The organism is Exiguobacterium sp. JMULE1, assembly GCF_013337175.1.
GTDB classification, from domain to species: domain Bacteria; phylum Bacillota; class Bacilli; order Exiguobacteriales; family Exiguobacteriaceae; genus Exiguobacterium_A; species Exiguobacterium_A indicum.
Genome location: NZ_SGWC01000002.1, coordinates 196517 through 210024, shown reverse-complemented (window position 1 = coordinate 210024; position 13508 = coordinate 196517). Strand labels below are relative to the sequence as shown.

At 48.5% G+C, this 13508-nt stretch carries 14 protein-coding genes; 5 read left to right on the top strand and 9 right to left on the bottom strand.

Translation table 11 applies throughout. The features are described 5' to 3' along the window. The first annotated feature begins 208 nt into the window (after positions 1–208). Positions 209–994, top strand: coding sequence for an NUDIX domain-containing protein (locus EXW93_RS01350; protein ID WP_023466838.1), 786 nt, complete (start codon positions 209–211; stop codon positions 992–994). Between the two features lie 48 nt (positions 995–1042). Here EXW93_RS01350 and EXW93_RS01345 read toward each other — a convergent pair whose 3' ends face one another. Next, on the bottom strand, positions 1043–1891 hold the full coding sequence (locus EXW93_RS01345; protein WP_053452465.1) for a VOC family protein: 849 nt from the start codon (positions 1889–1891) through the stop codon (positions 1043–1045). A gap of 121 nt (positions 1892–2012) precedes the next feature. Between EXW93_RS01345 and EXW93_RS01340 the strand changes: the two genes are divergently transcribed. Beyond that, positions 2013–2363 carry a winged helix-turn-helix transcriptional regulator gene (locus EXW93_RS01340; RefSeq protein ID WP_053452464.1) on the top strand — a complete coding sequence of 117 codons (351 nt, stop codon included), beginning with the start codon at positions 2013–2015 and terminating at the stop codon, positions 2361–2363. A 103-nt stretch (positions 2364–2466) separates the two neighbouring features. Beyond that, positions 2467–3249 (top strand): nucleotidyltransferase domain-containing protein, encoded by a 783-nt coding sequence (locus EXW93_RS01335; RefSeq protein WP_174315930.1) that lies wholly within the window; start codon positions 2467–2469, stop codon positions 3247–3249. 259 nt (positions 3250–3508) lie between these two features. Here EXW93_RS01335 and EXW93_RS01330 read toward each other — a convergent pair whose 3' ends face one another. The 3 genes from EXW93_RS01330 to EXW93_RS01320 all read right to left on the bottom strand — a co-directional run bounded on the left by EXW93_RS01330 (position 3509) and on the right by EXW93_RS01320 (position 6779). Further along, entirely contained in the window at positions 3509–4093 is a 585-nt protein-coding gene (locus EXW93_RS01330) for a DUF4352 domain-containing protein (protein ID WP_174315929.1), read from the bottom strand. 168 nt (positions 4094–4261) lie between these two features. Further along, complete coding sequence (locus EXW93_RS01325) at positions 4262–5197, bottom strand: NADP-dependent oxidoreductase (protein WP_174315928.1); 936 nt, start codon at positions 5195–5197, stop codon at positions 4262–4264. Between the two features lie 112 nt (positions 5198–5309). Further along, positions 5310–6779: a methyl-accepting chemotaxis protein gene (locus EXW93_RS01320; RefSeq protein ID WP_174315927.1), complete on the bottom strand. Its 1470-nt coding sequence runs from the start codon at positions 6777–6779 to the stop codon at positions 5310–5312. Positions 6780–6932: 153 nt separating this feature from the next. On the opposite strand from EXW93_RS01320, the gene crcB (EXW93_RS01315) reads away from it, so the two are divergent. Together crcB (EXW93_RS01315) and crcB (EXW93_RS01310) are read left to right on the top strand one after the other, a co-directional pair. Further along, on the top strand, positions 6933–7331 hold the full coding sequence (gene crcB / locus EXW93_RS01315; protein ID WP_023466830.1) for a fluoride efflux transporter CrcB: 399 nt from the start codon (positions 6933–6935) through the stop codon (positions 7329–7331). After that, complete coding sequence (crcB, locus tag EXW93_RS01310) at positions 7332–7682, top strand: fluoride efflux transporter CrcB (protein ID WP_023466829.1); 351 nt, start codon at positions 7332–7334, stop codon at positions 7680–7682. 54 nt (positions 7683–7736) lie between these two features. On the opposite strand, the gene EXW93_RS01305 is transcribed toward crcB (EXW93_RS01310), so the two are convergent. From EXW93_RS01305 to EXW93_RS16555, 5 genes are all read right to left on the bottom strand, one after another. Continuing rightward, positions 7737–8591: a DegV family protein gene (locus EXW93_RS01305; protein WP_023466828.1), complete on the bottom strand. Its 855-nt coding sequence runs from the start codon at positions 8589–8591 to the stop codon at positions 7737–7739. Between the two features lie 70 nt (positions 8592–8661). Beyond that, positions 8662–9690, bottom strand: a complete 1029-nt coding sequence (locus tag EXW93_RS01300; protein WP_081637451.1) for an aldose epimerase family protein — start codon at positions 9688–9690, stop codon at positions 8662–8664. Between the two features lie 92 nt (positions 9691–9782). After that, positions 9783–11459 carry a LytS/YhcK type 5TM receptor domain-containing protein gene (locus EXW93_RS01295; RefSeq protein ID WP_174315926.1) on the bottom strand — a complete coding sequence of 559 codons (1677 nt, stop codon included), beginning with the start codon at positions 11457–11459 and terminating at the stop codon, positions 9783–9785. 178 nt (positions 11460–11637) lie between these two features. Further along, complete coding sequence (locus EXW93_RS01290) at positions 11638–12954, bottom strand: hemolysin family protein (RefSeq protein ID WP_023466825.1); 1317 nt, start codon at positions 12952–12954, stop codon at positions 11638–11640. 36 nt (positions 12955–12990) lie between these two features. Continuing rightward, entirely contained in the window at positions 12991–13359 is a 369-nt protein-coding gene (locus EXW93_RS16555) for a MerR family transcriptional regulator (protein ID WP_035399153.1), read from the bottom strand. Between the last annotated feature and the right edge of the window lie 149 nt (positions 13360–13508).

The following is a 13508-nucleotide window of genomic DNA, read 5'->3' as shown; positions in this document are numbered from 1 at the left end:
TATCCATTTCTTAAGTTCTTCTTTAGTTATACTTTTCCGATCAAAAGAGATCATCATCGATGATTTAAAGTCACGTAGACCGGAGGATATGTATACGCAATCGTTCAATAAAAACTCCTTTTCCCACATCGAGAAAAAGGGTTTCATCCGTCCGTTCGAGAAGGGGTACAACGTACATCTGAACGCTCATCTGATAGGAGGAATTTCCATGTTACATCGCCGGAAGACCTATACGATTCGTCCCGAACGCCTAGAAGAATTCACTGAGTTTTTCCATACCTATTTGTACCCGCTCCAAGTCAGCCATGGTGCCCGTCTTGTTGGTCGCTGGGTGACCGAGGCAGAAGATGAAGTCATCGCCATTTGGGAATATCGCGACCGTGAACATTACGAACAAGTCGATCGTGATGTCCGCAACAGTGCCTTACGTCGCGAAGCGATGAAGAAGCGCGCGCGTCTCGGCAAAAACCTCTATATCAAATCCTATGAAGATTTCATGACAGCGACCGGTACGTATGCTCCCCCTCGCGCGATCGTCAGCGTGACCGCGTACATCACGAACGATGCCGGTGAAGTCCTGCTCGTCCGCAACCTCCACCGGGGTGATACGTATGAGATGCCGGGTGGACAAGTCGAAAATCACGAGTCGATTCTTGACGCCATCAAACGGGAAGTCAAAGAAGAAACCGGTGTTGATGTCACGATCGATGGCATCACCGGTATCTATCAAAATGTCTCAAGCCATGTCCTGTGCGTCTGCTTCCGTGGGAAAGCCGTCGGTGGTGAACTCGCGACACAAGAAGGCGAAACGACGGATGTCGGCTTCTTCCCACTGACACGTGACTCGCTGAGTGAGTATATCAAACGGGAACACTTCCAGTTGCGGACGCTTGATGCGATGGATCCCCATTACTTCCCGCATGCCTTATATAAAGTCAGACCGTATGAACTGATCAGCCGGTACGACGGTAACGCAACGTCGTCTTCACGGTAAACCAAAAATCCCCTTACAGTGTTTTCACTGTAAGGGGATTTTTTTCGGTTACGTTGTCAATCGAGCGGTAATTCCGGCATCATCGGTGACATAGACATCGCCTGCTTGATCCGTAACGGTATAAGCGGAAGACTTCAACGCCTCGATCGCTGCTTGGAGCGTCGCTTGATCCGGATAACGTAGTGTCCAGTAGACGAGTCCGACCGCATCTTCCGGATTCGTCGGTGCGTTGACACCAGACCAGACGTTCAGACCGATGTGATGGTGATATCCACCGGCAGCAACGAATAATGCACGCATTCGCGAAGCGTCAGCGGCAACTTCAAAACCGAGCGTCTCGACATAAAATGCCCGCGCTGCTTCGAGTGTCTTGACGTGGAAATGGACATGTCCCATGACCGTATCGCTTGGCATGCCGTACCAGTCTTCTTCTCCCGCTTCGACGAGCATGCTTTGCCAATCGACGGGATCCGTCGTCATCTTGACGTCTCCATTCGCTTCGTATGTCCACGTCTCACGCGGACGATCGGCATAAATCTCGATTCCGTTCCCATCTGGATCCGACAGATAAAAGGCTTCACTGACGAGATGGTCACCTTGACCAATCTCAATTCCTTGTTCGATTAAATTCCGGATGACGAAACCAAGTTCTTTTCGGTTCGGTAGCAAAATCGCAAAATGATATAATCCGGCGACCGAGTTCGGTGGAAAACGGCGGGCATTCGGATGAACTTCAAGTTCAACGAGTGGTGTATCTTGTGCGCCGAGCACCGTCAACTGATCCGTTTGCGTTAGCACGCGTAATCCGAGTGACGTTGTATAAAATGAAATCGAACGGTCGAGGTCCGTGATACGCAAGCGAACAGGACCGAGTGTGATTTGTGGATGAATGGACATGTTGTTTCCTCCTTCAATGAAATAGCTCGTATCCCTATTATTACGCGGAAGCGATCGAAGCGGAAGTAGGCACGAATAAGTGGTATAGTATCCTAAACGATACCATGAAGGAGGAAGACCGATGGAAGAGACACCAAGCTGTCGCGTCGAGACAGCGCTCGAAATCTTGACCGGAAAATGGAAGCCGTCGATTTTACTCGTCTTGATCACACACGGAACGCTCCGCTTCAGTGAACTAAAGCGACAATTGCCAAACATTACGCAAAAGATGCTGACGGCTCAACTGCGTGAACTCGAACTGAACGATATCGTCCATCGCGAGATTTATCAGGAAGTTCCCCCCCGCGTCGAGTACTCGCTGACGGATTATGGTCGGACGCTTATCCCGGTTCTTGACGCCATCAATGCATGGGGCGAACAGCACGTCATTCATCTTGAACAGAAAGAAAAATTAGCATCGGCCTCTCAATGAGAAATCCATTTCGATGTGATTTCTCATTTTTTATGGAAAAACCTGTCTATTATCACGTATACTGACGTAATAGACTTCTGTTTTCGGAAAGGAATGAGTCCTCATGCATCAACTTCATGCAATCGAGCAACTGGTTTCTCGACTCAAACAAGATCCTGCAGTCGAAGCCATCTTCTTGAAAGGATCCTTCGGACGGGGAGAAGAAGATGTCCATTCAGACATCGATCTGTACTGTCTCGTCTCGGAAGAACGTCAAACAACATTCTTATCGCGTCGTTTGTCCCACCTTTCTGCCTATCGTTCAATCATCTGGAAAGATGAGATCGATATCATCGCCCCACAAATGATCGTCGTCTATGATGATCTGCTACATATTGATTTATTCACGGTGACGCTTGATTCGCTGAACCATAAGGATCAATTGCGTGTCTTATATGATCCACAAGAACAGTTGACGGACTTTACCGACACATGTGACTTAACACTTTCTGCTCAAGAAGCGACCGATGAAGCAATCGATGCTGTCTGGTTCTTGTTCCAATATAAAAAAGCAGCAGCACGGGGAAACGACTTATGGGCAGTCGAGATGCTCCGTAGCGCCTTGATCAAGTTCGCAAAAGTCTTACTCCATCATCATGCTCCAGAACGAGCGCAACTTGGATTAAAGACGATTCCGACGACATTGCCAGACCATCCACGCCTTGCTCTTGAAGCGGTCTATGACGTCCTGACACCCGCAACGCACGCTGAAGCGGCTCAACGTTATCTAGCATGTCTAGAGACTGAACGGAACGCACTCGACCAGACGCTCGCCTCTCATCCGGAGACACTCGACTTACTTAATCGATTGACACTTGAGCTCTCGATGCAACAATCAGGACGGTAACAAGAAGGGGCTGACTCAAAAGTCAGTTTCCACAAAGATAAGGGTGGCAGAATGAAAACCTGCCACCCTTATCTCGTAACAAAAAGAATGACGCGTTTCACGCCACGCCTACAGGAAAAGTGCATTTATGCGCTGTCAGAGACAAACAAGACCCGCTTTCCTGCTTCAATGAAGCAGGAAAGCTGGCTTGTGTCTCGCCTGAGGAAAGGGCGTGAAAAGACGCGTCATTCTTTTATTGAATCTCTTCTATGGTCACTCATTACTGTGTCAATTGAATCTCTTTTGATTGTCCACCTGCCCAGCCAAAGCCAGACGAGACTTCAAGCATCGGATTTTTCACCTGTTTCGGTAATTCAAAGACGATGTTGCCGGTTTTCTCGATATTCGGGTTGATCGTCTCCAAGAAGAAGCCCATTCCGTCTTCATTCGCATAAAGATCGAGTTCCGTATCGGCTGAGTATTCCGTATCGCCGACATTGACTTTAAACATGTTGCTGTCGACGAATCGATCTTCCTTATCTCCGTTTAGAATCGTCAGACCGATGACTAAGAATTGTCCTGATGTTTTCTTTTCTCCGAGAACGTTCGACAACGTATCGACCATCTTGACGTCGTTGACGACGTACGTCAGTTTCCCGACCTTTACCTGATCATTCACCCCGTACGTTTTCTTGACCGGTTTTGCAACTGCTTTTGCCTTCACTGGTTTTGCTTCTGATTTGACTGCTTCTTGTTCGACTTCTACTTTTTTCTCCGGTGCTGCTTGTTCTTCGTCATCTCCTAGATTCCCGAGAATAACTGCGCCGATCACGATAATTCCTGCCCACTTCAATCCTTTTTTCATGTTACTTCCTCCTTTTAATGTGGCTGACTCACGTCTGATAGCCCTAGTATAGGAAGAAGCAACCCCTTATCCTTTATACTTTTTTAACCAGGTTATTTTTTGTTTATGGTTCGATAAAAAGATTGACAAAAAATAAAAGAGAACGCTGATTTCAGCGTCCTCCTCTTCTTATTCTCCCTTGACCCGAATGACGATTTTTCCTTTTGCGTGTCCTTCTTCGCCATAATCATGTGCTTCCTTAATTTGATCTAGATCAAAGATCCGATCGACGACAGGTTGTAGCTCGCCACGTTCGACAGCTTTAGCGATATGTCGTAAACGTTCACCCGTCGGTTGCATGAAGACATACGCAGAACGTGCATTATGCTCTTTCGCTTGTTCTTCATCTGGTGGTGTGGAAATCGAGACGAGCATTCCGTTCGGCTTCAGCATCTGATACAGTTCCCCTTGCTTGTCGCCACCCATCGTATCAAATACAAAATCGACGTCGCGAACACGATCGGCCGGATTTTCCTGTTTGTAGTCAATGACTTCGTCGGCTCCAAGCGCTTTTACCCAGTCAACGTTTTTCGTACTTGTTGACGTGATGACGTACAAACCGTTCGCTTTTGCGAGTTGAATCGCGACCGTTCCGACGCCGCCTGATCCGGCACCAATAAAGATCCGGTCACCTGGCTTCGCATCCATCACTTCGAACATGACCTGCCACGCTGTATGTGAGACGAGTGGAAGAGACGCTGCTTCTGCGAAGCTGAGCGATTCTGGTTTTTTGACGACGAGATGGGCATCGACCGCGACGTACTCGGCATATGTTCCTTGGCGAGCGATTTCCGGACGGCTGAAAACAGCGTCCCCGACTTGAAGATCGGAGACGTTTTCTCCTACTTCCTGAATCACACCGGCAACGTCCCAACCGATGACGAGCGGCATTTCGTAGCTCAACATCTGACGCAAGTATCCTTCGCGTAGTTTCCAATCGACCGGGTTTACACTCGCGGCATAGACTTCGATTAAAACATCATCCGGTCCGATGACCGGCTTGTCCAGTTCTCCGACCTTGAATTGTTCCGATCCACCATACTGTTCAATGTAAGCTGCCTTCATCCGTTGACTCCTCCTTCAATATTCGTTCCCTATCTTCTTCCCCGTCCGTCCTACCGACAAACAGTCTGAAGATACACAACAGCTCCCCATCAATCGATGAGGAGCCGTTTCGTTAACGATTCGTTTGCTGAAGAGTGGATGCCGTTTCGTTCAAGGCATGGATCGCATGCTGCAGCTCCATGACCTGACCGACTTGATGACGTGTCAAGCCGGATAGTGACTCACTTTGTGCGAGCAACGCATTCATGAACGTATCAAGTTGACCGGCTGCTGTCGTGATAGCAGTAAGACTACTCGTCATCGTCGCGAACTGAGTCTGCGCCGACTGGATCGAACCGACAACTTCCGTTGCATCCATCTCGATCGTCTGTAGCGCTAACTGACTCTCGGCCATACGCTCTTCCTGCTCACGTAACAATGTCGTACTCGCATGAATCGAGTTCCCTGTCTGCGTGACGTCCTGATCAACACGTTCGATGATCGCATTGATTTCCTTCGACGCTTCTGCCGTCTGTGCTGATAGATTACGAATTTCTTGCGCAACGACCGTAAAGCCTTTTCCGAACTCGCCGGCACGAGCTGCTTCGATCGATGCGTTAAGACTAAGCAGGTTCGTTTGCGCCGCAATCGCATTGATGCTCGACGTGATGGCGACGATTTCCTGGAAACGTCCAGCAAGCTGTCCGAACGACGTGACCGAATCATCCATGCTCGTCGTCAATTGTTGCAGGGATTGTCCGGCAAGACCAATCGTCTGTCTGCTCTTTTCGGCTGTCGTTCGCGAGGACGAACTGCGCTCGAGTGCGTGATCGACCGAAACGGTCACATCTTCCATCCGGTTGACTTGCTGATCATTTAATTGACGAATTTCACGAATCGCTTGGACGCTTCCCGCTGCATCATGTGCCAGCTGTTGCATCGCTAGATCAACCTGACTGAAGGAATCCTTCGCCGCGTCAACTGTTTCACTCATCTCTTCCGTGAACGTCGTTACTTCCGTTGCGGTTGCTGCCGTTTGTTCGAGAGCAATTTGCGACGTTGCCGCGTAGGCTTCCGACCGTTCTTGTTCTTGGCGGACGGCTAACATGACGTTCCGTCCAAAGACAGCGACAAAAACAGCCGCTGAGAAAATCATCAAATAGATGACATAGGCGACGATCAAGTCGAATGTATTCGTAAAGACAATCGTTCCTAGCATTGTGAATACTGCCATCTCAACGAGTCCAAGGATTCCGGCGAGAATGACCAAACGCGGAATTAAATAGACGATTGAAATCGTCAAGTAGAGATAGACGATCGTCCAAATGCTTGGCGACGGCAATGTCACCAAAACGAGAGCGAGTACGAAATACGTTAACGTCACTTGGCCGTACTTCCCGCTCGGACGATGTCCAAGTAGGCGGTTGCCCACAAGCAACGCGACCGTCAAGATCAAACCACCGACTAAAAACTGATAAAACACACTGATTGGGACGTAATTCATTTGCGCAAATAAGAAAATCAATGGATGCGCAATCGTAATTAACGTTGCAATCAGGCGGGACAAAATCTTTGTACTTTGTTGCTCGAGGGCAGATACCATCTTGTTCAAACTCCTTCACCTTATTAAAGTCATACAGTTGTTCATCGGCAGAAAGAATTCATTCGTTAAGTCTCTCGAGTGACTTTTTTTCTTGACGCTTTCTTGAAAGCGGGAGTACGGTTAACGTAGACTTTTTCAGAAAAGAGGATTTCTATGCTGTATGTACTCGTAGGTCTCGCAGGTGTTCTCGGTGCCTCGGCACGGTATGGGCTCGGACTGCTGATTAGCGACTTCACGACTGGTCCGTTTCCGTGGGCGACGCTTGCGATCAACTTGATCGGGAGTTTTCTTCTCGGCTATGCGACACACTTTTTATTTCGAACGAAACTCTTACATCAATATGCGATCACAGCCATCGGCACGGGTTTCATTGGTTCCTTTACGACGTTTTCGACATTCAGCGTCGAGACGGTGACCTTACTTAATGAACATCATTTAGCGGACGCGTTCCTCTACGTACTCGTCAGCCTATTTGGCGGTTTGTTCCTGTCTTATGTCGGTTACGCGCTCGGAACACGACGACTGCGTCACGTGACGAAAGGACGTGAGTGAATGATGCTACTTGCTCTCGCCATCGGTGCTTTTTGCGGCGCCATCAGTCGGTTTGCCGTCAGTCAATGGATGAAGACGGTTTGGAAACGTGAATTTCCACTAGCGACGTTCCTGATTAACGTAATCGGTTCGTTTTTGCTTGGTCTCGTCATCGGTGCGCATCTCGATACGACATGGACGTTACTCTTAGGTACCGGTTTCCTTGGATCATTTACAACGTTCTCGACGTTCAAAATCGAGACGTTGCAGTTATTTCAGGACGGAAATCGTAAAGTACTTACCCTCTACCTCATCTCGAGCTACGGTTTCGGAATTCTTGCAGCGTTCCTTGGAATTACACTTACAGCTTGAACGAAACAAGAGGCGACGGAAAAATCCGTCGCCTCTTGTCGTATCCGTTTCAGTTTAATCATTCATCCAGAATAGACCGACCGTCTCTGCTCCGGCATGCGTCCCGATTGCTGGTCCGAACGTGCCTTCGAGAATCGTCAAATCTGGGAACTTCGCTGCGACTTGTTGCCGCAGTTCCGCTGCCATTTCCGGTGCCATCGTCGTCGCGACATAAATCCGGTTCTTGTAGAACGTGTGCTGACGCATCGATTCATCGATTTGTTTAACCATTTCGATGTAAGCTTTCTTTAAAGAACGTGCTTTTTTGAATGGTACGATTTTTCCTGCTTCATCCGTCGTGATGATCGGTTTGATGCTGAGTAGGTTCGCAAGGAACAAGTCACCGGATGAGACACGTCCACCCCGACGCATCGTCTCCATATTACCGACGATCATATAGAAATGGGTCTTTTTCGTCAACGCTTGTAAGGCAGCGACGATTTCCTCGACGGATTTCCCCTGTGCCGCGAGCTCCATCCCGTAACGAATGAACTCTTGTTGGTTCTCAAACGCCGTATGAGAGTCAATGATATGAACCGGGAAGCTGGCTGCTTCCGCTGCTGATGCTGAACTTTGGACGGTACTTGAGAGTCCATTCGTACAATGTACTGCAATCGCACAGTCATAGCCTTCTTCTTTCAAGCGTTCGTACGTTCCGACGAACTCTCCGAAAATTGGTTGTGATGTTTTGGCAATCAGCTTTTTGTCCGCATCAAGCGCACGGAACAAACGCTCGACCGTGATCGCATTCTCTTGATACGCCGTATCACCGAGTAAGATTTGAATCGGTACGACATTGACGCCGATCGCTTCTGCCTCTTCCTTCTTGAAATAGGCCATACTATCGGTCACCCATGCTATTTTAGTCATTTTCCTTAGCCTCCGTTAGATTCTTCTCGCTTTATCCTACCATATACAGAAGTGGAAATCGCAAGAAACGTCATGACATCATCTGAAAATGAAACGATGTACGCTTATGATAGTGCTCATCGGCATGCAAGACGACGGAAGGAAAATTCGGTTGGTTGATCGCATCCGGTAATCCTTGTGTCTCAAAACAGATTCCGAGGTATGGGGTTGCGCGTCTTCCACAAATCGTAAACTCGCCCGACAAATGATTAGCAGTGTAGACGACGACTCCCGGTTGATCCGTCACGACGCGCAATCGCCGCCCACTGATTGGCTCATCGAGAACGATTTCTCCACCCTCTCTAAGCAGGAAGGGATGATCAACCCCACTACCTGCTTGGCGGAGTTGTTCATCTGATGCATGTGTCACTTCATGCAGGGGACGGGTATCGAGAAAATCAAAGACGGTGTCTGTCACCGGGAGAATATCACCGGTCGGTACCGCATCTTTCGTCAACGGAACATAAAAAGGTGCATCCATTCGTAACAGATGCTGTTCAATCGTCGTCTTCGCCTCACCCGTCAAGTTAAAGTACGTATGATTCGTCGGACTGAATGGTGTCGAAGCTGTCGTCTCCGCTTCATAATGGATATGCAGGACGTTCTCGTCCGTCCATTCGAACGTCAGCGTGAACGACAAGTGCCCCGGATAGCCGTTCTCCCCACTCGGACTATCTAAACGTAGAACAAGTTTGTCGTCGTTGATTTCGTGCGTGAACATTCGGTTCGCCCAATTTTCGCTTCCTCCATGGAGGTGATGTTCACCCTCATTTTGTTCGAGTACATACGTCATTCCTTCCAACGCAAACGCACCATTTGCAATTCGTCCTCCGACGCGTCCGATCGTGGCGCCTAAGTGATGCGGATCATCTTGGTATTCTGATAGGTCGTCAAACGCGAGTACGACATTTTCGACCATTCCATGTTGATCCGGAACCCGGATGGCAAGAATTTTTGCGCCTCGGTTCAAGATATCGATACTATGCCCATGCACATTCTGTAACGTGAATCGTAACAAGGACTGATCTCCTAGTTGCCCTACTTCTGTTGTCGTAATCATCATTTGCTTCCTCCTGTACGATACGTTTTCCTGTTTTCGTATTTACCCTCGGAACGAGACAAAAAAACAACAATGGCAAAATGCCACTGTTGTTAAAGAGACGGGAGAGGTAATCGCACTTCGATCCGAGTTCCTTGATGAATGATCGAGTGGACGTATAATGTTGCAGCCGGACCGTATGTCACGTTTAATGCGCGTCGAATCAGGAACAGGTTCGAATCCCCCGCTTCCTGTTGATCCAGTTGTTGCATCACGGCAAGCGGCATCCCTTGTCCGTTATCTGTGACTTCGATGACCCAGTCTGTCGTCGCCTTGAAGGCACGGACATCAATCCGGTGATGTCGTCCTGCCTTCACGAACGCATGACGTAGTGCATTATCGACAAGCTGCGTCACAAGGAACGGGAAAACGAAGTATTCTTCAACAGCGGTCTCGATATCAAGATCGACCGTGATATCGGCAGAGGTCAGTTGATTCGGGCGACGTCGTGTTCCTTCTAGTGATAAATAGGCCTTCAGGGTCGCCAGTTCCTCACGGAGTGGATGTTCATCATGCCGCGTCGCTGCCGTCAACAGTTGAAGTAGCGCATTCAGTTGATGTTTCACAGGAGTTCCTGGATCAGCTGTCCGCTGGATTTCTTCGATGATGCCTTTCAGATAGCTGACATGTAACATCGGTTTCATCTTTCTTCCGCTTAACCGGAGCAACTGATCTTCTCGATGCATATGCAGCTCTCGTGCTAATAAACGGACGAGTTGTTCCGTCATCCGCTCGACGGTGTCGTCAAATAAGTCTTTCGAAAAGTAACAGATGACACCTGCCTTTTGACCGTTAATGCGCATCGGATGAAAACTGAGAATTTGTCCCGTCTGCTCGTCTTCCTGTCGGACGGGTTCTTCTGCTTCGATCCATCGTTGTTCCTCACGTCTCGGTTGCTCGCCACAGACTGCTGGTTGCTGGTCCGTCATATCGATGACGACCTCTGTCGCCCCGAGCACGACGATCCGTTGCATCTTCGTCTCCTTCAATAACGTCGCTCCGATCTGCCGTGCGACTTCCGAAGTCAATCCCTGCTTTCGTAAGGGTTGTAATGCTTGCAGTAGACGATCGGAACGCTCGGTTTGCCGGACGAAGAGTGCTCCTTCGAGTCGAAGTTGTGTCCGTAAAATCATGATGAACAGTACGACCCCACATATGTTTGCGAACAGTAACGGAAAAGCAGCACGACTCATCAAATCAAGTGCTTTTGCCGTATCCGGTGCAAGTAATAGCGTGATTCCACTTTCAAACAGTAATGCTGTCAAGACGATACCAATCGGTGGAACGAGCGCATAACCATCATGCAAGCGCCAGCGTTTTCGATACCAGCCGCTCGCAAGTCCAGCGAGCATGGCGATGATCCAACCGGCTTCCGCCCCTAACGAACCGAGTACGTAGCGGTGTAGACCAACTAAACATCCCGTAATGCCGCCAATCACGGGTCCACCAATCAATCCGCTCGTCACGATGACAGCGAGTCGGGTATCAAGCAACAAGGCATCTTTTTCGACGGCTAATCCGAGTAACGGATCAATCGTCGTATCTTGCGAAAGTTCAATTCCTGCATAGTTCATCAATATACCGGATGACACGAATGCGAAGAGCAGTGGAAGGTTCATTCCGCGGTCCATCTTGAATATGTATCGGGAAATGCGCCACTGGGACAATAAAAAGGCTAACAGTGCTAACATACCTAAACGACTCAGTAAGAATGGAATCTGCTCGAGCACGGAATACCTCCTCGTTTCATAGGACGCGATTTAACAATAAAGTAGCTGTAGATTACATTCCCGCTCCTCTCTGCATTCTCCTATCATGCCTGCCGAAAGTTCGCACAATCCGTCCATTCTTGATTTTTTGACTGATGCGATGAAAAAAAGCCGGTTCCTCCATGAGGAACCGACCATCTTATGCTTCTGCTTGTTCAGCTGGATGCAACCAAATCTTGACGCGGTTGATTTGATAGTTTTCCATCTCCATCACTTCGACGGAGAAGTCTGGTGTGTCGATATGCTCACCTGGCTGAAGATCGATGTTGTGCATCTGAATCCAGCCACCGATCGTATCGACATCTTCGACATTCGTAAAGCGAATGTTGAAACGTTCTTCCAAGTCAGCGAGCAAGACTGTACCGTCGAGTAGGAACTCGTCCGATTTGACCTGTTCGATTTCCTCGACTTCATCTGCGTCGAATTCATCACGGATTTCACCGACGATTTCTTCGAGTAAGTCTTCCATCGAGACGAGACCTGCCGTTCCACCATATTCATCGACGACGAGAACGAGATGGGTCCGGGTCCGTTTCATCTTGCGAAGTGTCTCTTGAAGCGACGTCACTTCCGAAACAACCGGTAAATCCTTGATGTAATGCGTTACCGGATGCTCATTCCCGTTCGCATAATCCGTCAAGACTTCCTTGACGTTGACGTATCCGAGAATCCGGTCTTTATCGTTTTCTTCTGTGACCGGGTAACGCGTGTACGGATTATCCATGAAGATTTCCATCAGTTCATCTTTCGTCAAACGTTCCGAGATCGTCTCCATCCGCATCCGCGGAACCATCAAATCTTTGACGATGTGCTCATCAAACGCAAAGACGTTTTGCATGAGGGCAAGTTCCGTTTGGTTGATTTCACCACTTTGGAAACTTTGCGCCATGATGATTTTCAATTCATCTTCCGAGTGGGCTTGTTCATGCCCTGCTGGTTTGACACCGAACAGACCGAGGAATAAGCGCGCTGAACCGTTGAGTAACCAAATGAATGGGTACATGATTTTACCGAACACATAAAGTGGACGGGCGAACAACAATGTCATGCGTTCTGCATACTGAATCGCAAGCGTCTTCGGAGCGAGTTCACCGATGACGACGTGTAAGAACGTTACGGATACGAATGCGATACCAAACGACAAGAGTGTCGAAACAGCAGCAGAGATCCCGAAGTCATCGAAGACAGGGTGCAAGATCTTTTCGACGGTTGGTTCACCAAGTGCCCCAAGACCAAGTGCCGTGACCGTGATCCCAAGCTGACAGGCAGACAAGTAGTAATCAAGATCGCCCGCGATTTTTTTCGCAAGGACGGCACTTTTGTTCCCTTCTTGAATCATTTGATCCAAACGCGACATCCGAACCTTAACGACAGCAAATTCCGATCCGACGAAAAACGCCGTCAACGCAATCAACAAGACCACTAAAAATAAATTGATGAATAATATAGTATCCAAAATCCCCTAAACAGGGGTCACCTCCATTGTTTTGTATTAAAGCTGTGCAATCAAGGAAGCAATCAATGTTAGACGCCGGGACAGTTCTAAGCGGATCGCTTGTTTTTCGACGTCCGTCGAATGTAACAAACGCTGCTCGAGTCCTTCAACCGTCGCCTGAAGTTGTTTCACTTCCTGATAAATCGTCTCCCCTGTTTTTTGTTCCCGTTCCGTAAAAGAAGCAAGAATCTCTTGCAGGGAAAGCCGTTGAGACTTCAAATATTCAATCTTTTCGATTTGATGAATGACCGATTCGTCATACAGACGGTAGCCAGAAGCGGTACGCTCTGGTGTTAACAGACCGAGTGATGTGTAGTAATCGATCGTTCGTTTTGATAAGCCGGTGGTCTCCGCGACCTGACCGATTCGAAGTAACGCCTTCCCAAAAGATTCTCACCTCCTTTCCATAGCTAGTTCTTTTATCTTATCATGTCAAAACCATACAGTAAAACGTCGCGCTTTTTAAGAGAAAAAAAACGACTACTCCCGTTCGCACGAGAATAATCGTTTCATCC

Bases quoted from the DNA above. Each gene is read 5' to 3' on its own strand.
- EXW93_RS01350 (WP_023466838.1), top strand. From the start codon at position 209: ATGTTACATCGCCGGAAGACCTATACGATTCGTCCCGAACGCCTAGAA.
- EXW93_RS01345 (WP_053452465.1), bottom strand. From the start codon at position 1,891: ATGTCCATTCATCCACAAATCACACTCGGTCCTGTTCGCTTGCGTATC.
- EXW93_RS01340 (WP_053452464.1), top strand. From the start codon at position 2,013: ATGGAAGAGACACCAAGCTGTCGCGTCGAGACAGCGCTCGAAATCTTG.
- EXW93_RS01335 (WP_174315930.1), top strand. From the start codon at position 2,467: ATGCATCAACTTCATGCAATCGAGCAACTGGTTTCTCGACTCAAACAA.
- EXW93_RS01330 (WP_174315929.1), bottom strand. From the start codon at position 4,093: ATGAAAAAAGGATTGAAGTGGGCAGGAATTATCGTGATCGGCGCAGTT.
- EXW93_RS01325 (WP_174315928.1), bottom strand. From the start codon at position 5,197: ATGAAGGCAGCTTACATTGAACAGTATGGTGGATCGGAACAATTCAAG.
- EXW93_RS01320 (WP_174315927.1), bottom strand. From the start codon at position 6,779: ATGGTATCTGCCCTCGAGCAACAAAGTACAAAGATTTTGTCCCGCCTG.
- crcB (WP_023466830.1), top strand. From the start codon at position 6,933: ATGCTGTATGTACTCGTAGGTCTCGCAGGTGTTCTCGGTGCCTCGGCA.
- crcB (WP_023466829.1), top strand. From the start codon at position 7,332: ATGATGCTACTTGCTCTCGCCATCGGTGCTTTTTGCGGCGCCATCAGT.
- EXW93_RS01305 (WP_023466828.1), bottom strand. From the start codon at position 8,591: ATGACTAAAATAGCATGGGTGACCGATAGTATGGCCTATTTCAAGAAG.
- EXW93_RS01300 (WP_081637451.1), bottom strand. From the start codon at position 9,690: ATGATTACGACAACAGAAGTAGGGCAACTAGGAGATCAGTCCTTGTTA.